This is a genomic window from Rhodococcus ruber (assembly GCF_027270735.1).
Taxonomy (GTDB): Bacteria; Actinomycetota; Actinomycetes; order Mycobacteriales; family Mycobacteriaceae; genus Rhodococcoides; species Rhodococcoides rubrum_A.
In genome coordinates this window covers 244,938-268,127 of record NZ_JAPWIJ010000002.1, presented here as the reverse complement: position 1 = coordinate 268,127, position 23,190 = coordinate 244,938, and the positions used below count along the sequence as shown (strand labels likewise).

At 64.6% G+C, this 23,190-nt stretch carries 22 protein-coding genes; 13 read left to right on the top strand and 9 right to left on the bottom strand.

Features of this window, described 5'->3' with window-relative positions; all coding sequences use genetic code 11:
* Positions 1–12 precede the first annotated feature (12 nt).
* Complete coding sequence (locus tag O4220_RS04995; RefSeq protein WP_269602534.1) at positions 13–1,821, top strand: dynamin family protein; 1,809 nt, start codon at positions 13–15, stop codon at positions 1,819–1,821.
* Entirely contained in the window at positions 1,818–3,278 is a 1,461-nt protein-coding gene (locus O4220_RS04990) for a dynamin family protein (RefSeq protein ID WP_269602532.1), read from the top strand. The genes O4220_RS04995 and O4220_RS04990 overlap by 4 nt, the downstream gene beginning before the upstream one ends.
* A gap of 18 nt (positions 3,279–3,296) precedes the next feature.
* Here the strand turns inward: O4220_RS04990 and O4220_RS04985 are convergent, their stop codons facing one another.
* Together O4220_RS04985 and treS are read right to left on the bottom strand one after the other, a co-directional pair.
* A complete protein-coding gene (locus O4220_RS04985; RefSeq protein WP_269602531.1) occupies positions 3,297–3,857 on the bottom strand; it encodes a hypothetical protein in 561 nt (186 codons plus the stop codon).
* Between the two features lie 40 nt (positions 3,858–3,897).
* Positions 3,898–6,078: a maltose alpha-D-glucosyltransferase gene (treS, locus tag O4220_RS04980; RefSeq protein ID WP_269602530.1), complete on the bottom strand. Its 2,181-nt coding sequence runs from the start codon at positions 6,076–6,078 to the stop codon at positions 3,898–3,900.
* 295 nt (positions 6,079–6,373) lie between these two features.
* On the opposite strand from treS, the gene O4220_RS04975 reads away from it, so the two are divergent.
* The 6 genes from O4220_RS04975 (at position 6,374) to O4220_RS04950 (ending at position 12,342) form a co-directional block, all read left to right on the top strand.
* A complete protein-coding gene (locus O4220_RS04975) occupies positions 6,374–6,877 on the top strand; it encodes a Pro-kumamolisin, activation domain family protein (protein ID WP_269602528.1) in 504 nt (167 codons plus the stop codon).
* A gap of 301 nt (positions 6,878–7,178) precedes the next feature.
* Positions 7,179–9,023, top strand: coding sequence for a molecular chaperone DnaK (gene dnaK / locus O4220_RS04970; protein ID WP_269602527.1), 1,845 nt, complete (start codon positions 7,179–7,181; stop codon positions 9,021–9,023).
* Entirely contained in the window at positions 9,020–9,652 is a 633-nt protein-coding gene (gene grpE, locus O4220_RS04965; protein ID WP_032405538.1) for a nucleotide exchange factor GrpE, read from the top strand. The genes dnaK and grpE overlap by 4 nt, the downstream gene beginning before the upstream one ends.
* A 31-nt stretch (positions 9,653–9,683) precedes the next feature.
* A complete protein-coding gene (dnaJ, locus tag O4220_RS04960; RefSeq protein ID WP_094610928.1) occupies positions 9,684–10,862 on the top strand; it encodes a molecular chaperone DnaJ in 1,179 nt (392 codons plus the stop codon).
* A complete protein-coding gene (locus O4220_RS04955; RefSeq protein WP_269602526.1) occupies positions 10,862–11,278 on the top strand; it encodes a heat shock protein transcriptional repressor HspR in 417 nt (138 codons plus the stop codon). The genes dnaJ and O4220_RS04955 overlap by 1 nt, the downstream gene beginning before the upstream one ends.
* A 317-nt stretch (positions 11,279–11,595) precedes the next feature.
* On the top strand, positions 11,596–12,342 hold the full coding sequence (locus O4220_RS04950) for an FAD-binding oxidoreductase (protein WP_269602525.1): 747 nt from the start codon (positions 11,596–11,598) through the stop codon (positions 12,340–12,342).
* A gap of 8 nt (positions 12,343–12,350) precedes the next feature.
* Here O4220_RS04950 and O4220_RS04945 read toward each other — a convergent pair whose 3' ends face one another.
* Together O4220_RS04945 and O4220_RS04940 are read right to left on the bottom strand one after the other, a co-directional pair.
* Complete coding sequence (locus O4220_RS04945) at positions 12,351–12,755, bottom strand: MarR family winged helix-turn-helix transcriptional regulator (RefSeq protein WP_269602523.1); 405 nt, start codon at positions 12,753–12,755, stop codon at positions 12,351–12,353.
* Complete coding sequence (locus O4220_RS04940; RefSeq protein ID WP_269602522.1) at positions 12,752–14,167, bottom strand: MFS transporter; 1,416 nt, start codon at positions 14,165–14,167, stop codon at positions 12,752–12,754. The genes O4220_RS04945 and O4220_RS04940 overlap by 4 nt, the downstream gene beginning before the upstream one ends.
* A 154-nt stretch (positions 14,168–14,321) precedes the next feature.
* Between O4220_RS04940 and O4220_RS04935 the strand changes: the two genes are divergently transcribed.
* A complete protein-coding gene (locus tag O4220_RS04935; protein ID WP_269602521.1) occupies positions 14,322–14,552 on the top strand; it encodes a hypothetical protein in 231 nt (76 codons plus the stop codon).
* A gap of 1 nt (position 14,553) precedes the next feature.
* Here the strand turns inward: O4220_RS04935 and rsgA are convergent, their stop codons facing one another.
* The 3 genes from rsgA to O4220_RS04920 form a co-directional block, all read right to left on the bottom strand.
* A complete protein-coding gene (rsgA, locus tag O4220_RS04930; protein WP_269602520.1) occupies positions 14,554–15,570 on the bottom strand; it encodes a ribosome small subunit-dependent GTPase A in 1,017 nt (338 codons plus the stop codon).
* A gap of 157 nt (positions 15,571–15,727) precedes the next feature.
* On the bottom strand, positions 15,728–17,179 hold the full coding sequence (locus O4220_RS04925; RefSeq protein WP_032376219.1) for an alpha,alpha-trehalose-phosphate synthase (UDP-forming): 1,452 nt from the start codon (positions 17,177–17,179) through the stop codon (positions 15,728–15,730).
* 52 nt (positions 17,180–17,231) lie between these two features.
* Positions 17,232–17,405: a hypothetical protein gene (locus O4220_RS04920; RefSeq protein ID WP_008710019.1), complete on the bottom strand. Its 174-nt coding sequence runs from the start codon at positions 17,403–17,405 to the stop codon at positions 17,232–17,234.
* Between the two features lie 104 nt (positions 17,406–17,509).
* Between O4220_RS04920 and O4220_RS04915 the strand changes: the two genes are divergently transcribed.
* The 4 genes from O4220_RS04915 to O4220_RS04900 all read left to right on the top strand — a co-directional run bounded on the left by O4220_RS04915 (position 17,510) and on the right by O4220_RS04900 (position 22,129).
* Positions 17,510–19,258 (top strand): ABC transporter ATP-binding protein, encoded by a 1,749-nt coding sequence (locus tag O4220_RS04915; protein WP_269602518.1) that lies wholly within the window; start codon positions 17,510–17,512, stop codon positions 19,256–19,258.
* Complete coding sequence (locus O4220_RS04910; RefSeq protein WP_269602516.1) at positions 19,255–21,003, top strand: ABC transporter ATP-binding protein; 1,749 nt, start codon at positions 19,255–19,257, stop codon at positions 21,001–21,003. Before O4220_RS04915 ends, O4220_RS04910 begins: the two co-directional genes overlap by 4 nt.
* Positions 21,004–21,072: 69 nt before the next feature.
* Positions 21,073–21,639 (top strand): TetR/AcrR family transcriptional regulator, encoded by a 567-nt coding sequence (locus O4220_RS04905; RefSeq protein ID WP_269602515.1) that lies wholly within the window; start codon positions 21,073–21,075, stop codon positions 21,637–21,639.
* Between the two features lies 1 nt (position 21,640).
* On the top strand, positions 21,641–22,129 hold the full coding sequence (locus O4220_RS04900; protein WP_269602514.1) for an FBP domain-containing protein: 489 nt from the start codon (positions 21,641–21,643) through the stop codon (positions 22,127–22,129).
* Here the strand turns inward: O4220_RS04900 and O4220_RS04895 are convergent, their stop codons facing one another.
* On the bottom strand, positions 22,130–22,897 hold the full coding sequence (locus tag O4220_RS04895) for an NAD(P)H-dependent oxidoreductase (RefSeq protein ID WP_269602513.1): 768 nt from the start codon (positions 22,895–22,897) through the stop codon (positions 22,130–22,132).
* Between the two features lie 89 nt (positions 22,898–22,986).
* Positions 22,987–23,166 carry a hypothetical protein gene (locus O4220_RS04890; protein WP_269602512.1) on the bottom strand — a complete coding sequence of 60 codons (180 nt, stop codon included), beginning with the start codon at positions 23,164–23,166 and terminating at the stop codon, positions 22,987–22,989.
* Between the last annotated feature and the right edge of the window lie 24 nt (positions 23,167–23,190).

Here is a 23,190-nt window from a genome sequence, read left to right as displayed (position 1 = left end):
TGAAGCGAGAGTATGGACGGGCACACTACGGAGCTGGCCGAGCTGTTGAGTCGCACTGCGGCGGTGGCAACATCGGCGGGCAGATCCGATCTGGTCGATCGCGTCGAGGCGGCGCGAACGCGGGTCCTCGATCCGCGCCGACGCATCATCGTGGTCGGACCGCTCAAACAGGGCAAGAGCCAGTTCGTGAATTCGCTGCTCAATCTGACGGTGTGCTCGGTCGGTGACGACGAGACCACCGCCATCCCGACGGTGGTGTCCAACGCCGAGAGCTTCTCTGCACAACTCGTTCTCGCAGATCCGGGTAGTGAGCCCATCCGTGTCGACGTGCCGCTCGAAGAGGTCACGACCGTCACCCCGGCGAGTCCACGAGCACAGGGCCGCGAAGTGTTGCGCCTGGACATCGGAGTGCCGAGCCCACTGCTCGCCGACGGCCTGGTTCTGGTCGACACACCAGGAGTCGGCGGTCACGGAAATCCGCACGCTGCAGGCACATTGGGCCTCATCCCGTCCGCCGACGCAGTACTCGTCGTGTCCGACGCCTCCCGCGAATTCACCGAGCCGGAACTGTCGTTCCTGCGGCAGGTGCAGGGATTGTGCCCGGCCGTGGCCGTACTGATCACCAAGATCGATCTGTATCCGCACTGGCGGCAGATCGTCGAGGCCAATCGCGGGCACCTCGATCGCGGCGGCCTCGAGGTGCAGATGCTTCCGGTGTCGTCTCTGTTGCGCTCTCACGCACTGCGTTTGAACGACGAGGAACTCAATGCCGAGTCCGGTTTTCAGCAGCTCTACGCGTTCCTTCGCGACGACGTGGTGGCCCGCGCGGACGTACTGGCTCGCGCGTCGGTCTCACTCGACGTTCGGTCGGTCACCGAACACCTGTCGCTCTCGTTCGGTAGTGAGCTTGCGGCGCTGAAGGATCCGGAGCGGGCGGCCGCGGCCGTCGCCGGTCTGCAGCGCGCCAAATCCGCTGCCGAAGAACTGCACAAGCGCTCGTCGCAATGGCAGCAGACACTCGGTGACGGCATCGCCGATCTGGCGTCCGATATCGATCACGATCTGCGAGACCGATTGCGTCGTGTCACGCGGGAGGCGGAAGAGACCGTCGACGAGGGGGATCCGGGCAAGGACTGGCCGCAACTCGGCGAATGGCTCGAGGAGCAGATTGCCGCATCCGTCGGCGACAATTTCGTGTGGGCGCACGAGAGAGCTCTGTGGCTCTCGGAGCTGGTGGCCGAGCACTTCGCGTCCTCCGGAGCGGCGGCGCTGCCGAATCTCGATCTCGGCGATCTGGACAACGTTCTCGAACCCGTCTCGTCGTTGGCCGACCTGGAATCCGGTCGAGTGGGGATCACGCAGAAGGTTCTCGTGGGAATGCGCGGCTCCTACGGCGGCGTCTTGATGTTCGGTCTGATCACCACTTTCGTCGGGCTGAGTCTGCTCAACCCGATCTCGATCGGCGCGGGCGTTCTGCTGGGCACCAAGGCCTACAAGGAAGACAAGGAAAACCGAGTCAAGGCACGTCGCTCGGAGGCAAAGATGGCGATCCGCCGATTCACCGACGACGTCAGCTTTCAGGTCGGCAAGGAGTCCAAGGACCGGCTGCGGCAGATCCAGCGGGTACTGCGCGATCACTTCACCTCGATCGCCGAACAGACTCTGCGGTCGCTGAACGAGTCCCTGCGCTCGGCACAGGAAGCCGCCGCGGCCGACAACACCGATCGCGCTGCTCGCATTGCTCAGCTGGAGCAGGACTTGCGAGTGGCAGCCGATTTGAACTCTCGGGCAAGCGCTCTCGTCAAGGACACCGCGGTATGAGCGTGACGGCTCTGAACCGGGCGCGTGACCTGATCTCGGTTGCTCGATCGACCTACGCGGGGGACGCCGAAGCCTCGTGGATGCTCGACGAATGTCTGTACCGACTGGACGAGCCGCTGCGGGTGGCATTGGCGGGATCCCTCAAGGCCGGCAAATCCACACTGCTCAATTCGCTTGTCGGGCAGGATATTGCCCCGACCGACGCCACCGAATGCACCAAGGTCGTCACGTGGTATCGCAACGGCGTCACTCCCGCCGTCACGGCCTGGTACGACGGTGATCGTGCTGCGAACGTTCCGGTGCAGCGACGGGACGGCCGATTGACCTTCGATCTTGGGTCGTTGACGGCCGCGCAGGTCGATCGTCTGGACGTCGAATGGCCCGCCAGCACCTTGGCGCAGACGACGATCATCGACACCCCCGGCACGTCATCGCTCTCGCGCGATGTCTCGGCCCGCACCCTCGCGATGCTCACCCCCGAGAACTCGTCCTCGGGTGCCGATGCCGTCGTGTATCTGCTGCGCACGCTCAACGCGTCCGATGTGTCGTTTCTCGGTCAGATCGGTGCCCACGTAGGCGGCGATTCGGGCCCCCTCGGCGTGATCGGGGTGGTCTCGCGGGCCGACGAGGTCGGCTCGGGCCGGATGGACGCGATGATGTCGGCCAAGGAGGTCGCCGCGAGGTTCGCGTCCGAGCTCGAGGCCACCGGTTTGTGTCAGGCGGTGGTCCCGGTTGCAGGTTTGCTCGCACTCGGTGCGGAAACCCTGCGGCAGAACGAATTCGCTGCGTTCGAGACATTGGCGACGGTACCGACCGAGGATCTGCAGTTGGCGATGCTCTCGGCCGATCGCTTCGTGCGCCCCGAGAGCACGTTGCCCGTCGACGCCGCGCTGCGGGCCAGCATCGTCGACCGCTTCGGTTTGTTCGGAATTCGGATGGCGGTCACGCTGATTCGGCTGGGGGTGCGCGATTCGCCCACGCTTGCTGCCGATCTGGTCGAACGAAGCGGCCTGAGCGAACTACGCTCGGTGATCGACGTGCAGTTCGGTCAGCGCGCCGACCAACTGAAATTGCATTCGGCTCTGGTTGCGCTGCAGCGAATTCTGGAGTTCCGGCCGGAATCTCATGCCCTGCGCACCGAGGCCGGGCGGATGCTGGCGGACGTGCACGGCTTTGCCGAACTGCGTCTGCTCGGCCGATTACGCTCCACCACACCGAAACTCCCGGACGGCGCCCTGCTGGACCTGCAGCGAGTCATCGGCGGCTTCGGCATCTCCGCCACCGAACGCCTGAATCTGCCGCCCGATGCCGGTCTCGCCCAACAACGCGAGATCGCGCTGGCAGCAGTGCGCAAGTGGCGGGGGTTGTCCGAGCACCCACTGCTGGATCAGTTCACCTCTGGCTCGTGCGCCCTCGCCGCTCGCAGCGCCGAGGGGATACTCGCTTCAATGGCCTGAGTCTTACTGGCTCGAGTCTTACATGGCTGAGGGCCGCCGGGGGAGTAGGGCGACGACGGTCGCCGCGGCTGCCGCTGCTGCGACCACGAACGGTCCCCACTGCAGAACACCGCCGAGCAGCGCGGGGGCGTCGGAGACGAAGGTCGAGAACGTGACGGCCGCACCGATGGTCAAGATCCCGACTGCGCCCATCAGAACCTTGGACGACGTCGCCGCGCCGCGCAGCAAGTTCAGTGCGACGAATCCGAGCAGAACCAGTACCGCCGATGCAGCCCCACTGGACAACAGCGTGGCCGAGGCGGTGTTGCGAACGTCGGCCGCACTTGCCGTCGAATCCTGCTGTGAGACGGCAGTTTCGACGCCGGAGAGCACCGATTCCCAATTCAGTGCGATCACCGCTGCCAATGCGAGAACCAGTACCGCAGTGAACGTCCACAGCGCAGTTGCCACCCTCGGAAGAATCGACGGCGTGTGCTCCTGCCGTGGCCGAAGAGGCTCGACGACGACGTCCGGCCGTGGTGGTTGCGGACGCGCGGGCCGAGGTCCGCGCGAGGTCGGGTCCATCTCTTCTTCGGCCACGATGCAGCAGTCTATCGGGCTGAGGTGACGGGCTGCCGCCTCAGCGCAGCACCACCGCCACACCCTCGTACGGTCGCAGGGTCATCGGGAAGCTGTTCAACTCGTCCACCGTTGCGATCTCGTTGTCGTCGTACACGTCGATGGCGCACGTGCCGGGCACCAAGTGCTTGGACTGGATGGTGGCGCTGATCTCCTCGGACGAGAAGTTCAGCACTGTGGCCTGGATGGTCCCCTGGCTGAGTTCGTGGACCATCACCAGCAGGCCCTTGTGCGAGACCGTCGGAATGTCGATCTGCTGGGCGGTGGCGATACCGAACCGCTTGCGCAGCTCGATGATTCGCGCCAGTTGGCGGGCGAACGACTGCGGGTCGGCCAACTGCTCGGGGAGCGAGCCGTAGAGGCTGCGTCCGCGCGGAATGCCCGACTCCGAGCGGACGGCCTCGGGGAAGTACCCCATGAGATCGTGAGCGCCGCGGTTGATCCACCGGGTGTCACCCTCCCGAATGAGATCGTCGACCTCGGCGGCATCGATGGGCAGGATGCCCAGCAGATCCCAGCCCGACAGGGCGAAGACGCCAGGCTGCCAGGCGTTGTACATCGCCAACAGAAGGTGGGCTCGCTTGACCGTCTCGATGTCTGCCTCGTCCATCCGATCGAGATCGCGGATGCCGAGGGATGCGGTGATGACACTTGCTGTGGTGCAAGCGATTCCATTGGTCGTGAAGGTCCGGTTGTACGGTGCCCACCGTCCGGTGAGCCGGTCGGTGAGCTCGCCGCGAATGCGATCACCCAGGTCGGAGCCCTTGACCGTCTCGCCGCCGTAGGAGAACTCGTCCTCGGCATGCAGGGTGGCGAAGTGGATGAGCTCGAACGTCATCTCGTCGTGGTTCTGCAGCGCATGCACCAACGACGCCGTATCGACACCGTGGTCGCGCGCCAGAGTCATCGTGAGCCTGAGGAATTCGGTGTTCCCCATGACGAGCGCATGCTGATAGGCGGGGCGGTTGATGAAGTCGTACGACAGGTCTGCACCGTTGGTACCCATGGCCTTGATGTCGTCGATCGTCAGGTTCAACTCCTGGAAGGTGAACCCGCCCATCTTGCGCACCACGCTGGCGATCAGGTGGTTCGCGGCCTCGGACAGGGGATGGCCCTCGGACCAGCCCGGGCCCTCTGCTCGACGCTCGACGCCGAGAAATCCGTTGGCGTCCAGGCGCAATGCTCCCGCGCCCAGATCGGCGATGGAGTGACACGCGTCGCCGATCACCAGTCGCATGCCGGCGAAAGAGGGGTCGAGCCAGTTGATCGACGGCTGGCCGGCCTTGAAGTAGTGCAGGTACACCCAACGGCGCTCGACGCCATCGATGCCGACAACGGGAGGTGTTGCGCTCCAGTTGGTTTCCTTCACGCCGAGCTCGTAGAAGATCACTCGCTGCAGCTGCCCGATGATGTATCCGGCGCGGGCGAGATTGGCCTCGGCCTCGGCGTCGATGTTCTGGGAGTCGGCACCGGCGCGCACTCGCGGCAGCAGGTGCCAGTCCTGCGGCTCGATCTCGACCATGTGGTAAATGCCGGGGTAATCGGCCACGGCCATCTCCGCGAGCCGGAAGTCTGCCCCCTTGCCGGTATGGCCGGGCACGATGTCGTCGATGACGATTCCGTCGTACGCAGACGCCACCACGCACAGGCGTCGGAACTCTTCTTCAGACCCGAACGCGGGGTCGATCTGCATGCCGATGCGGTCGAAGTGGCCGTCGACCGAGGGGGTAGGACGCCAGCCGTGGATGCCGCCTGCCACCTTGACGGGGCCGGTATGCACTGCGGTGACGCCGATTTCGGAGAATGCCTGCCACAGCTTCTCGTCGCCGAGGGTGCTCAGAAAGCTCGTCTGCGGAGCGTTGATCACCGAGATGGGGTAAGCGGTGAACCACACCGGTGCGCGCTCGACGGCGGCGCGAGGGTCGGGATCGGCATACGGGTTCTGCCACATGCTGCCCTTGCCCGAGAGTTGCTCGGCGATCAGCTTGGCGTCCCGCAGCATCGACTGTTCGGTGAGCCAGTCCACGTACTCCGGGTTCGACGCCACCGGCTCGCTGTCGGGAGTGGGACTGTTGCTCCGGTTGGCGCGGCGCACCGAGGGGCGAAGTGGTTTCGGCCGAGCCGGGTAGAACTTCTCGTCGTAGGTGATCTCGCTCGGTTCGTGCTGCACTTCGGGATCCATGTGCCTCCGTAGCCTCGCTTTTCTTCAACCCTACGTAGGGCGCGGCCGATCCGCAGGGTTGTGGTTCCCCTGATCGCCGACGGGCGAAACCTTGATCGCCGACCGGTGAAACCTACGCCGAACTACACCGATGTCATTCGTCGGGCCGTTGTCCTTCGATATGCGAACGTCATCGAATCGAGACCGCCCGGTGTGGAATGTCTGATTCGGATAGGCCATAGTGAGTTGAGTACCAACTGTCCCATCAGTCACATCAGACTCATGGGTCACATCCCCTCAGCTACAGGAGTTGTCCATGCGACGTCTTGCCCGCACATCGATCCTGGCCTCGACGGCCGCCCTGGCCGCCGGCATCGGTGCGGTCGTCCTCGTACCCATGGCGTCGGCCGAGGAGCCCGTGACCGAGCCGGCTATGCCCCTCGGCTCTGCAGTCATCGAAAGCCCCGACCTGGTGGTCACCATGGCTGCCGTCTGCGACATCACGGTGAAGGACGCCCCCGAGGGCGGCGTCGTCGCACTGCAGGTCAAGGTCGACAACGTCGGCGCGGACGACGCATCGAACGTCAACGTCAATTACGGTGCGTTGCCGGGTGTCCAGGGCCAGAACAACGAGAAGACCATCAAGGCAGGCGAGTCGGCGACGTACACCGTGCCCTCCGTCGATCGTGAATGGGTAGCTCGTCCCGCCGGTGCCGCGGCCTTCGCGAGCGCTCTCGACGCCGACTTCATGAACAACATCACCGCTGGGCTGCTCAGCTACAGCTGCATCCCCGCGCCGGCCGAGGAGCCTGCCGAGTAGTTCCGTTCCGACTTTTCTCCCGCTGCGCCGCGACGATCCTCACTGATCGTCGCGGCGTACTGCTGTGGAGGGCTTCGCCCCACGTGAGCAGAAGCTCGTAGCAGGGGTCGAGTTTTCGCGCACATGCGGCGTAGCCGCTCCCTTGTGGGAACAAATTCGCCGCACCCTCCGTTGTGCAGGTCAGCAGCCTTGAGTGGATGAGGCTCAAGTTGGAAGTTGACGCAACAGATCGCGTTATGCAAACTTGAGTGGAGTTCGCTCACCCAGGGACTGAATCCACGCAATAACAGGAGGAAACATTATGGCTCGTGCGGTCGGTATCGACCTCGGGACCACCAACTCGGTCGTGTCCGTCCTCGAGGGCGGCGAACCGGTTGTCGTCGCCAACTCCGAGGGATCACGCACCACCCCGTCGATCGTCGCTTTCGCCAAGAACGGTGAAGTGCTGGTCGGCCAACCCGCGAAGAACCAGGCGGTCACCAACGTCGACCGCACGATTCGTTCCGTGAAGCGCCACGTCGGCACGGACTGGACCGTGGAGATCGACGACAAGAAGTACACCCCTCAGGAAATCTCCGCGCGCACGCTGCAGAAGCTCAAGCGCGACGCCGAGGCCTACCTGGGTGAGGAAATCACCGACGCGGTCATCACCGTTCCCGCGTACTTCGAGGACGCACAGCGTCAGGCCACGAAGGAAGCCGGCCAGATCGCCGGCCTCAACGTCCTGCGCATCGTCAACGAGCCCACCGCGGCAGCTCTCGCATACGGCCTGGACAAGGGCGACAGCGAGCAGACCATTCTCGTGTTCGACCTCGGTGGCGGCACGTTCGACGTCTCGCTGCTGGAAATCGGCGACGGCGTCGTCGAGGTTCGTGCGACGTCCGGCGACAACCACCTCGGTGGCGACGACTGGGACGAGCGCATCGTGACCTGGCTCGTCGACAAGTTCAAGGCTCAGAACGGCATCGATCTGACCAAGGACAAGATGGCGCTGCAGCGTCTGCGTGAGGCCGCCGAGAAGGCGAAGATCGAACTGTCCTCCGGGCAGAGCACCTCGATCAACCTCCCGTACATCACGGTCGACGGCGACAAGAACCCGCTCTTCCTCGACGAGCAGCTCAGCCGCTCGGAGTTCCAGAAGATCACCTCCGACCTGCTCGACCGCACTCGCGCGCCGTTCCAGGCAGTGGTCAAGGACTCCGGCATCGCCGTCAAGGACATCGACCACGTCGTGCTCGTCGGTGGTTCGACGCGTATGCCCGCCGTCTCCGAGCTGGTCAAGGAACTCTCCGGTGGACGCGAGCCCAACAAGGGCGTCAACCCGGACGAGGTCGTGGCCGTCGGTGCTGCACTGCAGGCCGGTGTGCTCAAGGGTGAGGTCAAGGACGTACTGCTCCTCGACGTCACGCCGCTGTCCCTCGGTATCGAAACCAAGGGTGGCGTCATGACCAAGCTCATCGAGCGCAACACCACCATCCCGACGAAGCGTTCCGAGACCTTCACCACCGCTGACGACAATCAGCCCTCGGTGCAGATCCAGGTCTTCCAGGGTGAGCGCGAGATCGCCTCGCACAACAAGCTCCTCGGCTCCTTCGAGCTGACCGAGCTGCCCCCTGCTCCTCGCGGCGTCCCGCAGATCGAGGTCACCTTCGACATCGACGCCAACGGCATCGTGCACGTCACGGCCAAGGACAAGGGCACCGGCAAGGAAAACACGATCAAGATCCAGGACGGCTCCGGCTTGTCCAAGGAAGAGATCGACCGCATGGTCGCCGACGCGGAAGCTCACGCAGACGAGGACAAGGCTCGTCGCGAAGAGGCCGAGGTTCGTAACCAGGCCGAGTCCCTCGTCCACCAGACGGAGAAGTTCGTCAAGGACAACGAGGACAAGGTCGACGCCGAGCTCAAGGGACGCGTCGAAACCGCCATCGCCGACGCCAAGACGGCTCTTGCGGGTAGCGACATCTCGGCAGTCAAGACCGCCGTGGAGAAGCTCTCGACCGAGTCGCAGGCTCTCGGCACCGCCATCTACGAGGCTCAGGCCAAGGAGCAGGGCGACGCAGAGGGTGGCGCGCAGGCCGCTGACGACGGTGTTGTCGACGCAGAGGTTGTCGACGAGCCCGCCGACGACACGGACAAGAAGTGACGTCGGAGAACACCGAGCAAGAACCGGTCACTTTCGTGGACAAGCGAAAGATAGATCCCGAGACCGGTGAAGTACGGGAAGGTGACGCAGTCCCGGAGCCCCTCGTGGGCACCGGGGCTGCGCCCCAGCCCGACTCGGTGGACGAAGGGACCGTCGACGGTGACGTAGTCGAAGACCCGCGCGATACGCAGGTTGTCGAACTCACCGCCGATCTGCAGCGCGTCTCGGCGGAGTACGCCAACTACCGGCGTCGCACCGACCGAGAGAAGCAGACCGGAGCGGAGAACGCGAAGGCGTCCGTCGTCTCGCAGCTTCTCCCCGTTCTCGACGACCTCGAGCGAGCTCGCCAGCACGGCGATCTCGAAACCGGACCGCTCAAGGCAGTGGCAGACAAGCTGGCAGGGGTGTTCTCGAACATTGGCCTGACCACCTTCGGAGCCGAGGGCGACGCCTTCGACCCGGCCATCCACGAGGCCGTCTCCCATGAGGGCGATGGCAGCAGTCCCGTCGTCGGGACGCTGATGCGTCCGGGCTACAAGCTCGGCGAACGCGTTCTTCGGACCGCGATGGTCGGCGTCGTGGACAGCGCAGCACAAGAATCGGATGCACCTGCGTCCGACGAGCAGTAAAAAGAAATAGCGCGAGAGGAGGAAACGCCCGGTGAGCCAGCGGGAGTGGATCGAGAAGGACTTCTACAAGGAGCTGGGCGTTTCCTCCAGCGCGACTGCAGAAGAAATCAAGAAGGCGTATCGAAAGTTGGCTCGGGACAACCATCCCGACGCCAATCCCGGCAACGCCTCGGCCGAGAACAAGTTCAAGGCGGTCAGTGAGGCGCATGCCGTCCTCGCCGACCCGGCCAAGCGTAAGGAATACGACGAAGCACGACGGCTGTTCGCCTCGGGCGGGTTCGGAAGCCGCGGCGGTGGCGGTGGATTCTCACCCGGCGCAGGCGGATTCGGCGGTGGCGGCCAGACCTTCGATGTCGGTGACATCTTCGGTCAAGGCGGCGGCGACGGCGGAATCGGTGACCTCTTCGGTGGCCTGTTCAATCGCGGTGGCGCGCAGCAGCGCCCTCAGAGCAACAGGCCCCGACGCGGCAGCGATGTCGAGACCGAGACCTCGCTGCAGTTCCGTGAAGCGGCACAGGGCGTTACGGTCCCCTTGAAGTTGACCAGCCCGTCCTCGTGCACCACCTGCCACGGCAGCGGCGCGAAGCCCGGCACCAGTCCGCGCGTGTGCCCCAAATGCAACGGCCAAGGCGTCGTCAACAGAAACCAAGGCGCGTTCGGCTTCAGTGAGCCGTGCGACGACTGCCGTGGCAGCGGGTCCATCATCGACGACCCGTGCGTCGACTGTCGTGGAACCGGAGTGCAGAACCGCACCCGCACCATCACCGTGCGTGTACCGGCCGGCATCAGCGACGGGCAGAAGGTCCGGCTAGCCGGTCAAGGCGAAGCGGGTCTGCGCGGAGCGCCGTCGGGCGACCTGTTCGTGACAGTACGGGTCAAGCCCGACAAGGTGTTCGGCCGCAACAACGACGATCTGACGGTGACCGTCCCGGTGAGCTACGGCGAACTGGTGCTCGGTACAACGCTGTCGGTGCCAACCCTGGAAGGACGCGTCGGCGTGAAGGTTCCCCCGGGAACCGTCGACGGCCGAGTGCTGCGGGTGCGCGGACGCGGTATCCCGAAGAAGTCCGGTACCGGTGATCTGATGGTGACCGTCAAAGTTGCCGTCCCGCAGAAACTCGACGATGCTGCTACCGACGCTCTGAAGAACTATCTGGAAGCCGAGAAGGCCAGCGGATTCGACCCGCGGGCCGGGTGGGCAGGTGTGTGATGTCGGTCCCTCCCGAGGGCGGTTCCCCGAAACCCGGTGGAGCACAAGCTGATCCCGACGCGCAGATCTTCGTGATCTCCGTCGCGGCACAGCTGGCCGGTATGCACGCGCAGACGCTGCGTACGTACGACAGGCTCGGACTGGTCACCCCGCACCGCACCACCGGCGGCGGGCGACGCTACTCACCGCGTGACGTCGCACTTCTCCGTGAAGTACAGCGACTCTCGCAGGACGAGGGCGTCAACCTCGCCGGCATCAAGCGCATCATCGAGCTCACCAATCAGGTCGAGGCCTTGCAATCACGTATCAGCGAACTCGCTCAGGAGCTGGCCACCGTGCACGCCAGCTATCGCCGCGACCTGGTGCCGATCCAGCGCAATGCTCTGGTGGTCTGGAAGCCGAAGCATCAGCGCTAGGTTCGCCGGCGCAGACATCCCCGCAAACGCGCGCGCATTTGTCAGGTGCGCGCAGATTCGGTCACTATTTCGCTCGCATCCAGCAAACGCGCGCGCGTGTGCGCCGGCGAGCCGGGCGACGGTGGCGAACCTCGGGCAGGGCTGGCCTCCAGGGTTGAGTCGGTTCACTGGAGCTGCGGCGCGGGTCTTGGGCGCACGTCCTCGCAAACGCGCGCGCATTTGTCAGGTGCGCGCAGATTCGGTCGCTATTTCGCTCGCATCCAGCAAACGCGCGCGCGTTTGCGAGACACCCGGCACCGACCCCTATCCTGGTCGACATGCAGGCGTGGAGTTCGACGGTCGTTCAGTATCACCGACTTCGGAACGACCTCGCGGTCATCAGACTCGAAGGCGACGTGGTTCCGTTCGCGGCAGGCCAGTCGGTGTCGGTGACAGTTCCCCAGAACTCTGCTCTGACGCGGCGGTACTCACCCGCGCTGCCTCCCTCGCTCGACGGCAAACTGGAATTTCACGTCCGGGCCGTTCCGGCAGGGTGGGTGAGCGGGTCGATCGTCAACGAGACACGGCCAGGGGATGTGTGGCAGATCAGTGATCCGAAAGGCGGTCTGCACGTCGACGACTCGGGTCGCGACGTCGTCATGATCGCGGGCGGCACCGGCCTTGCTCCGTTGCGGGCGATTCTGCTCGATCTCACGCGCTGGGAGCAGCCACCCAACGTGACGCTGTTCGTCGGCGGAAAATCGCCTCGCGATCTGTATGCCGGGGACATGCTGTGGTTGATGGCGTCGCAGTTGCGGTGGTTGACCGTCGTTCCCGTCGTCGATCAACTGCACGAGCCGTGGGCCCCGGATCGATGGAACGAGAACATCCGTGCCGAAATCGGTTCCACCACAGCATTCTTCGAGCCCGAGCATTGTTGGGAAGGCAGTGTGGCCGACGTCGTCGCCGCGCAGGGGTCATTCCTGGACAGCCAAATTCTGGTGTGCGGATCCCCAGGTATGGAAGCGGCGACCGTCCGCGCCCTCGTAGAGACCGGCACCCCAGTCGAGGCCATCCGCCGCTGACAGCCGGATCAGGGCAGCTGCAGAATCCGTCGCAGATGTGCCAGATCCGCCGCAGAGACCGTCGTGAATTCCGGCGGCGGAGCGTCGGCGATCGTTCTGGCTTTCTCGGCGAGGCGGCGGCCGGTATCGGTGAGCCCGATGATGCGGCGTCGGCGATCGTCGGGATCTTCGGTGCGCACCACCAATTCGCGCTTCTCGAGCTCGCGAACGTTGAGAGAGACGTACGGCGCGTCGGACGCGAGAATCTCGGCCAGCTCGGTCACCGTCCGATCACCCGTGAGTAATTTGGTGAGCAACTTGGCTCGCAGAAAGCTCATACCGGTGGCGTCGGCGACGGCCCGTCGGGTGTCGTGTTTCTCGAGCATCAACGCCCGCATGTCCCGCCAGACGCGGCCCGCCTCCGAATCGGTCATACGAGCACCGGACGGCCGATGTTCTCGGCGGTCGAGCGGGCCCACCGGCCGGTGGTGACCACTGCGAGCACGGTGACGACCACGCCTGCGCCTGCGATGACGAACCACGCGGGCACGGCAGCGGCGGTGAAACCGTCGGAGATCTCACCGACGATGCTCGCGGTCACGATGGAGCCGACGACGGCCACACCGAGCGACTGACCCACCTGCCGGCTGGTCGACGCGATGGCGGACGCCACTCCGGCCTGGCTGCGCGGCATTCCGGACACCGCGGTGTTGGTGATCGGGGCGTTGACCATGCCGAAGGATATTCCGAAGATCACGTATGCGACCGCCAGCCACGCGAACGACGTTGTCGGAGTCAGTCGGGTGAGCATCAGCGCCGAGGTCACGAATCCGATTCCCGCGACGAGCAGCGGAATGCGCGCTCCGAGGGTGCCGACGATACGGCCCGAGATCGGCGCGAAGATCAGCGTCATCAAGGCCATCGGCAGAGTGTAGAGACCGGCATGCAGCGGCGAGTACCCACGCACGTCCTGCAGGTACAGGGTGTTGAGGAACAGAAATCCGCCCAGGGAAGCGAACGCGCACACGGCGATCACCGTCGCTCCGCTGAACGGTGCGCTGCGGAAGAACTTCAGCTGGATCAGCGGTTCCTCGATCCGCGACTCGACCACCAGCAGGCCCACGAGGGAACCCACTGCAATGGCACCGGTGAGCACGATGAGCGGCGATCCCCAGCCCTTCGCTGGGCCTTCGATGATGGTGAACACCAGCGAGGCGAGAAACGCGAAGATGAGGAATTGACCGGCCGGGTCGAACTTTCTCGCGTGCTCGGCTTTGGATTCGGGGACGAACTTCACCGTCATCGCCAGTGCGAAGATGCCGACAGGGACGTTGATCCAGAAGATCGATTGCCAGCCGGCACCGGTGACGAGGATGCCGCCGAGCGCGGGGCCCGCCGACATCGAGATCCCGACGACAGCACCCCACATTCCGATGGCCCCGGCACGCTCTTTCGGGTCGGTGAAGGTATTGGTGATGATCGACATCGCGACGGGATTCATCATCGAGCCGCCGACGGCCTGCAGCATTCGGAAGGCGACGAGCCAACCCAGTGACGGTGCAATGCTGCACAGCAGTGACCCGAACACAAAAGTTCCGGTGCCGATCAGGAAGAAACGTTTGCGCCCGAACTTGTCGGCCATCGAGCCGCCGAGCATCAGCAGCGAGGCGACAACCAGCGTGTATGCGTCGATGATCCACTGCAGTCCCGATACCGACGCGTTCAGATCGGTGCGCATCGACGGAAGTGCCACGTTGACGATCGTGTTGTCGGTGCTGACGAGAAACAGGCTCAGGCAGCAGATGCCGAGTACGAGATACCGGTGTCGTCGAGTCAGCTCGGCCACGTCCACCTCCACGCGATTACTTGTATGTCTATAACTATTACATGAGTACTCCTAAATTGTTCGCCGAGCAAGTGAGTGCGCGTCGGCGGGTGCCCGATAGGGTGTGTGTCACAGACTTGCTCGAACCCGATCGCTCGCCGAATGGAGAACAACAGTGGCTTCCGAGATCGCACCAGGCGACCTGGTTCAGGCGTCCGGGCACGCCGGCCCGTGGAAGGTGCTCGAGATTCGTCAGGGTTTGGCGTTGCTCGAACATCACGACGGGCATCGGTTGTCGGTGCGCACCACCACGGTCGAGGTGGTACGCAAGGCATCGAACAACGGGGGTTCGAGTCCGCAGGCCGAGGCGGAGAGCGAGAGCCCCTCGCTGTTCGACGAGAGCTGACCTACCGCACCTTGCCGTCGGCTGCGTATTTCCGGCGCAGTGATTTCGAGATCTGCTTGTACTCGCGTAGCTTTTCGCTGCGGGCTCGGGCGTCGTGCCTCGAGGTGGCCCACGCGTTCTCCCGCAGCAGCTTTCGATAGTTGCCGAGTCTGCGTTCGGTGAGCTCGCCCGCTTCGACGGCGGCAAGCACTGCGCATCCGGGCTCGCGTTCGTGCGCACAGTCACCGAACCGGCACTGTGCGGCCAGTTCTTCGATGTCGGAAAAGGCGCTCGCCACAGCATCTTCCGATCCCTGGACACCCACCGACCGCAGACCGGGTGTATCCAGCAGAACGAGGCCGGACGACGGAATCGGCACCAACTCCCGATGCACTGTCGTGTGCCTGCCCTTGCCGTCGGCGTCGCGGGTGGCGCCGGTCGTGAAAGCCGGGCCACCCAGAAGAGCATTGCCGAGCGTCGACTTTCCGGATCCCGACGGCCCGATCAGTGCGACCGTGCCCCGCAGATGTTCTGTCAGTGAGTCGATTCCGCCGTTCGACACAGCACTCGTGCTGCATACGGCGACACCCGGTGCGGCTGCCAGTATTCGCTCCTCGTCGACGCTACCGCTGTCGTTCTTGGTGATCGCGAGAACGGGAACGCCGCCGCTGCCCCAGGCGAGGGTGATGTAGCGCTCGACGCGACCGAGGTCGAGAGCCGTGTCCGACGCAACGGTGACCACGACGGTATCGACGTTGGCTCCGAGAACCTGTGTCTCGGATGTCGATCCGGCGGAGGCGCGTTCGATGGCTGTCCGGCGGGGCAGGATGGCGCTCAGCCGCAACGAGTGCTCGTCCAGTGTCACCCAATCCCCGGTGCATATGTTGTTACCGGTGCATCGGACGATGCCGCTGTCGGTGACGGCGTCGAACTCACCGCGGTCGACGCGAACGACGCGGGCGAGAATTGTTTTCTGAGAAAGCTTTTCGAATTCGGTCAGCCAGTGCTGATCGAGACCGTAGTGGTCGAGTGGAGACATGCGAGATCCTTCGGGGAGGAGGAACGAGGGCTCGGGGGTGTTGTTGTCCAGGTGGCCACGATGCCCACCTCCTCACGTGAAAGCGCATGAACTCGATACATGAAAAGAAACCGTCGACGGCAAAGTTACAGCCGTCGACGGTCGGAAGGAAAGCGATTTAACGCTGCGTGGGGTTCGAGCCCTCCGCAGGTTGTGCGAGCGCGGTCAGGAAGGAGCGGGCCCAGCGGTCGACGTCGTGCGCGAGCACCTGCCGGCGCATGGCACGCATGTGGCGTTTTCCTGCCTCGGGTTCCTGCTCGAGCGCGCCGATGATGGCGTCCTTCACGCTGTCCAGGTCGTGTGGATTGCACAGGTACGCCTGGCGCAGTTCTGCTGCGGCACCGGTGAATTCACTGAGTACCAACGCACCGCCGAGGTCGCTGCGGCAGGCCACGTACTCCTTGGCGACGAGGTTCATACCGTCGCGCAACGGGGTGACCAGCATGACGTCCGCGGCGACGAAGTAGGCCAGCAGGTCGTCGCGGGGGATCGGCCGGTGCAGGTAATGCACCACCGGATGACCCACCTGGCCGTACTCGCCGTTGATGCGGCCCACCTGCTGCTCGATCTCGCCGCGCATCGCTACGTAACTTTCGACGCGTTCCCGGCTGGGCGTGGCCAACTGCACGATGACGTTCTCGGCGGGGTCGACGCGGCCCTCTTCGAGCAATTCACGGAAAGCGTTGAGCCGGACGTCGATTCCTTTGGTGTAATCGAGTCGATCGACTCCGAGCATGATGCGCTTCGGGTTGCCCAGGTCCTTGCGGAGTTGCTTCGCGCGATCGCGGACGGCCTTGGAGCGAGACTTGGTGTCGAGGTCGCCCGAGTCGATGGAGATGGGGAAGGCTCCGACGCGCACGGTCCGGAAGCCGACCTGCACGACGCCGAGCTTGGACCGCACTCCGACGGTTCCGCGAGATGTGGTTCCCCCGGCGAGGCGTCGGGCAAGGTAGAGGAAGTTCTGTGCGCCGCCGGAGAGGTGGAAGCCGATGAGGTCGGCACCGAGCAGTCCTTCGACGATCTCGGTTCGCCACGGCATCTGCATGAACAGCTCGATCGGCGGAAACGGGATGTGCAGGAAGAACCCGATGGTCAGATCGGGGCGCAGCATGCGCAGCATCTTCGGGACGAGCTGGAGCTGGTAGTCCTGGATCCAGACCGTCGCGCCCTGTGCCGCCGCCTCGGATGTCTTCTCGGCAAAGCGGCGATTGACTTCGACGTAGGCGTTCCACCAGTCGCGGTCGTACTCCGGTTTGACGATGACGTCGTGGTAGAGCGGCCACAGGGTCGCGTTGGAGAACCCCTCGTAGTACTGGGTGTATTCCTTCTCGCTGATCGGCACCGGTCGCAGCTGCAGGTCGTCCTCGACGAACGGCTCGACGTCGACGTCGGACACGCCGACCCATCCCACCCAGGCACCCTTGTTGGCGCGCAGGATCGGTTCGAGGGCGGTGACCAACCCGCCGGGGCTTCGCTTCCATCGCGTGCTTCCGTCCGGAAGCTTTTCCAGATCGACGGGCAACCTGTTGGCTACGACGACAAAATCCGAACCCTGCGAGGCGTCAGCCACAACTGTCCAATCCGCTTGTAGATCCCTGGGAAAACAGCCCTGCGAAAACCTGTCAGTCGGTCTTCGCTACGGGGTCTATACCCAGCATCGACAACAACATGCGGCATTCGTCTGCATCGGTCGCGTAGGCAGCGACGACACGCTGAGCCTGGCTGGCCGTCTCGTACTCGAGTGGGACGATGTCTTCGTCGGCGATGTCGTTGTCGGTCGATGTCTTGGCAGGCATGGTGTTCTCCGAACTCTCTACTGGACTTACGTGGTGTTCCTGGCCACGACTCTATGTAAATGTGGCACCCCATCGCCAGTTCCCGATGCCTTAGGCTGCAGCAAATGACCGATTCTGTACCGCTCCGCCCTGCTCGAACGGTGGTGGAGGGCCCTCCTCCGGCCACCGGCTCCGCAATTCTGCGCCGCACCGTTCGACGCCATCGCGCTCGCTTGATCGGCTCGTCGATGCTGTTCGGGGTACATCAACTGTGCGAAACGATGGTCCCGGTGGCCATCGGTCTCATCGTCTCGCGGGCCATCGACACCGGCGACGTCACGGCGATGATCGTCTCGCTGATCGGGCTGGCGGCCCTGTTCGTCACCCTGTCGTACGCGTGGCGCATCGGAGCTCGCATCATCGTCGTCGCGATCGAGCGTGAGGCGCACCTGGTGCGCGTCGAGGTGGCCGGACGCGTCCTCGATCCCCGGGGACTGCGGACCGAGCTGTCGGCGGGGGAGCTGCTCACGGTGTCGACCTCGGATGCCGAGAAGGAGTCGTGGATCCTCGATCTGATCGCCCGGGTCTTCGCATCGGCCGTGGCGGTGGTGGCGTCGGCGGTGGCATTGCTGATCATCGACATTCCTCTCGGTCTGGCCGTCGTGATCGGTACTCCGGTGATTCTGATTGCGCTCCAGCGACTCGCCCCATTGCTCACTCGTGCGGCCACCGCTCAGCAGGCCGAGATCGCCGGGGTATCGGGAATGGCCACCGATCTGGTCAGCGGAGTGCGGCCCCTGCGCGGTATCGGTGCCGAGAACGCTGCAACGCAGCGGTTCGTGACGTCGAGCCGAACGGCATTGGCAGCGACGCTGAAACTGGCCCGCGCAAACAACGTCTATCAGGGCCTCGCCGCGGCGGTCAACGCACTGCTCGCCGTCGGAATTGCCGGAACCGCAGGCTGGTTCGCGTTGCAAGGCCGGATTTCGGTGGGTGAGTTGATCACCGTCATCGGATTGTCGCAATTCGTCATCGAACCTCTCACCGGGTTGTCGAAGATCCCCGGTGTGGTGGCCATGGTGCGTGGATCGGCCGATCGGCTTGCCCTCGTGCTCGGCGCGGAACACGTTCTACCGCAGTCCGAGTCCGCGGTTCCGGTCGGTACCGAACTGACCGTCGACGACGTTCGGTTCCGATCGCTCGACGGCCTCGCCTTCCGGGCAGCACCGGGTGAGTTGATCGGAGTGGTGGCCTACCGGCCGCAGGACGGCGAAGCGATCGCCGCACTGCTGTCCGGCCAGATCTCCGAGTCCGATTACACCGGATCGGTTCGCATCGGCGGCATCCCGGCGGGGCAGATCGATCTCCGACGCGCTCGCGAGACCGTTCTCGTCGAGCCGCACCTGACCGACCTCTTCGCCGGCACCGTCCGTAGCAACGTCACCGCCGGGCGTGAGCGGCCCAAGGCCGAACTCGACCGAGTACTGCAGGCATCCGCGGCCACCGACGTCGTGGAACTGCACGAAGCCGGCCTCGACCACGCCGTCACCGACCGCGGAGCGAGCCTGTCCGGCGGGCAACGTCAACGAGTCGCCTTGGCCAGGGCGCTGTCGGTCGATGCCCCGGTGCTGGTGCTGCACGACCCCACGACGGCCGTCGACGCCGTCACCGAACACGCCATAGCCCGCGGTGTCGCCGAACTGCGACATGCAGGGAGCACGGCGCAGACGACGATCCTCATCACCACCAGCCCTGCGCTGCTGTCGGTGACCCATCGCGTTCTCGTCGTCGACGGCGGATGCGTCGTCGCCGAGGGAACGCACCACGATCTCGCGTCCTCGGACGCGCAGTACAAGGACACGGTGCTGCGATGACGACCCCCGAACTACTTCCGATCGCCACCGGGGCACGGTCCGGCAAGTGGCTGCTCGAACAGCTGAAACTACGACGGGCACGAACGGCAGTGACGCTGCTCCTCGGCGCAATTGCCGCGGGGATGTCGCTGGTGCCGGTGTACGTGCTCGGCGTGCTGGTCGACCGCGTCCGGGACGGAGCCGACACCTCGACGATCATCGGTGTCGTCGTGGTGATCTCGGTGGCCGCGGTGATCGGCGGAATCGTCACCGGATTCAGTGGTTATCTCATCAGCACCCTCGGCGAGGGAATCCTGGCCTCGCTGCGCGAAGCCGTCGTCCGTCGCGCCCTGCATCTGCCGGTGGCGACGTTGGAACGAGTAGGCAAGGGCGACTTGCTCTCTCGCGTGGGCGACGACGTCGCAGTGATGGCCAAGTCGATCGGTGAAGTGATCCCGCAGCTCGTCGGCGCATTCCTGCTCGTGTGCCTGAGCATGGTCACGATGCTCGGAATCGACTGGCGTCTCGGCCTCGCCGGACTGGTGGCATTGCCGATGTACGTGCTGGCGCTGCGGTGGTATCTGCCGCGGTCGGCTCCGCTGTACGCGGCCGAACGCGTCGCGATGGGCGAGCGTGCGCAGTCGTTCGTCAGCAGCATGCAGGGCGCAAAGACGGTGCGCGCGTACGGACTCGAGTCTGCCCATCTGAGTGACATCGACCGGTCGTCGGCCAAGGCCCGAGACATCGGCCTGGATGTCTTTCGACTCTTCACCCGCTTCGGTTCGCGCAGCAACCGTGCCGAATGCGTGGGACTGTCGGTGATCCTGCTGGCCGGTTTCCTGCTCGTACGAGGTGATTACGTCACCGTCGGCGAGACGACGGCCGCAGCCTTGCTGTTCCATCGCCTGTTCAATCCGATCGGCACGTTGTTGTTCACGTTCGACGACATCCAGTCTGCCGGTGCATCGTTGGCCCGACTGGTCGGCGTCGTCGACATTCCCGACGAACGGCCGGTGGGCGACGGTTCCGTGCCCGCCGACGCCACCCTTGAAGTCGCGAATCTGCGACACGCGTACGAGGAGGGGCACGACGTGTTGCACGGGGTGAACCTTCGCGTCGCTGCGGGTGAGACGGTGGCGCTCGTCGGGTCCACCGGTGCCGGCAAATCGACCATCGCGGCCATCGCGGCCGGTTCGATCGCGTCGACCTCCGGGGCGGTTCGCGTCGGCGGCGCAACGCTGGACGCACTGGGCAGTGAGGGGTTGCGCCGTCACGTCGCAATCATCAGTCAGGAAGTGCACGTCTTCGCCGGCCGGTTGATCGACGACGTGCGGTTGGCCGCGCCGGACGCCGAACGCGCCGACGTCGAAGCCGCGTTGCGTACCGTCGGGGCATGGGGGTGGGTCGAGGCGCTCGAAGACGGACTCGATACCGCCGTCGGTGAGGGCGGGCATCAGTTGACCGCGGCACAATCGCAGCAATTGGCTTTAGCGCGTTTGGTTCTCGCCGACCCGGCCGTCGCAGTGTTGGACGAGGCCACCGCGGAGGCCGGCAGTTCCGGTGCGCGAGAACTCGAAGCTGCCGCCGAGGCCGCGACAAAGGGTCGCAGCACGTTGATCGTCGCGCATCGCCTGACGCAGGCCGCTGCGGCCGACCGCGTGGTGGTACTCGAACACGGAAAAATCCTGGAGCAGGGTCCGCACGAGGAGCTGGTCGCAGCCGGTGGACGGTACGCACAGCTGTGGGAGGCGTGGCAGGGGCGTTGAGTGCATTAGCTATTTGCCTATAGGTATTAGTTTCGGCTACGGTCTTCTCGTACAGAGGAGGAGGCCGGCATGGCACGCGCAGGATTGACCACGCAGCGCATCGTGGCAGCAGGAGCGGATCTGGCCGACGAGGTCGGCTTCGATCGCGTGACTGCCAGCGAGTTGGCGCGACGTTTCGACGTCAAGGTGGCGAGTTTGTATTCGCATCTGAAGAACTCGCACGAGTTGAACGTCGGCATCGCGTTGCTGGCGTTGGAGGAACTGGCCGATCGGGTGTCGGAGGCTCTCGCGGGCCGAGCAGGCAAGGATGCTCTGGTTGCCGTCGCGAACGCATATCTCGACTATTCGCGGGAGCACCCCGGTCGCTACGCGGCGACGCAGTTTCCGCTCGATCACGAGACCGCTCTTGCGAGTGCGGGAGTGCGTCACTCGGCGATGATGAAGGCGATCCTGCGGGGATACGACCTCGGCGAAGAGGATCAGATTCATGCAGTTCGATTGCTCGGCAGTGTCTTTCACGGTTATGCCAGCCTCGACGCGGCCGGCTCGTTCGCGCACAGTGCGCCCGACTCGCAGCAGTCGTGGACACGCATCCTCGACGGAATCGACATACTTTTACAGCACTGGAGGCAGTGACGTGGAACCGATCTCCGAACGCGACATCAGGTCGTCGTTCGTCAACTCGTCCAAGGGTGACGCCAAACGGGTCACCCTTCCCGAGGCATTCGACGCAGTACCGTGGGACGATCTCGACTTCTTCGGTTGGGTGGATCCCAAGCTCGCCGGAAGGAGCTACATCGTCGTTCCGTCTGGGGATGATCTGCGCGGAATCGCGTTGCGCTACAAGCCCGGAGGGCCGCGCACGGCGCAGATGTGCAGCATCTGCCTCACCACGCACGCCAACGGCGGGGTGTCGCTGATGGCTGCTGCCAAGGCCGGAGAGTCCGGCAGGCGTGGAAATACGGTGGGCACCTACATCTGCTCGGACCTCGCGTGCTCGCTCTACGCGCGAAAGAAGAAGACCCCGGCATTGGGTCGGCAGTTCAAGGAAGACTTCGATGTCGAGACCCGCACCGCAGCAGTCGAAGACAACATCGGTGCGTTTCTCGCTCGCATTCTCGGTTGATCAACTGATGGTGTGTACTCGGACGCCGGTGTCCTCGGGCTCGATGTGCTCGCGCAGTACGAATCGTCGGTCGTAGTCGCCACCGTTCTGGGTGCGATAGGGGATGGGCTCCTCGGTGTGCAGACCCTTCATTCGCTGGAGAAGTTCCGATTCTGCTGCAGCGTAATCGGACTCGGTCATCCGGTCGGCGCTCGCCACGAGTACCGGCGGAAGAACGGACATGCCGGTGTAGAACAGGATGCCGTGCTGAATCGGGTACAGCATCTCGTCGAGGTCGCCGTTGATACCGCGTGGCGACACCGTGTGTTCGCTGCCGCCCATGGTGACGACGACCATCGCGCGCTTTCCGGCGAGCATGCCGTCGCCGTAGCGCCGCGTGCTGCCGTCCGATGCCCTGATGCCGTATCCGAATCCCTCGACGAACACGCGATCCACCCAGCCCTTCATGATCGCGGGCATCGAGAACCACCACAGCGGAAACTGCAGCACAACGGCATCGGCACGCAGCAGCTTCTGTTGCTCGGCCACGATGTCTTGTTTCTGGGTGCCGGCCGCGAGGGCGGTGCTGGATGCGGTCGCCACCTGGAATCGCTCCGTCGGATCGTGGGCGTAATCCTCAGCGGTAACTACCGGATTCCACTGCATTGCATACAGATCCGACTGTTCGACGGTGTGGCCGTCGGCCTGCAACTGGGTCAACGCTGCGTCGCGTAGGGAGCCGTTCAGTGAGCGGGCGTCTGGATGGGCGTAGACCCACAAGATGTTCATAAGTTCGATCCTGGGGCAGCTGGCCCGCGAACAACAGTGTCATGAATGACAACTTGTGCAAGACTTCGGCCACAGTCTGGGTGGCGCGGCTACCCGTGTCGGCTCGCCCGCCGCGGCCGTAGTGCTGTGATCAGCCAGGCCGCTGCCGCGACGAAAGCCAGTCCCCACCCCGCGATGCCCGCCCACGGCAGATCCAGTCGGGGGACGGCAAGAACGCCGACGATCACCAGTGTCGCGAATATCGGCGAGAGCGTGCGCTGTTCCCTCATCGTTCGAGCCAACTCCTGATCGTC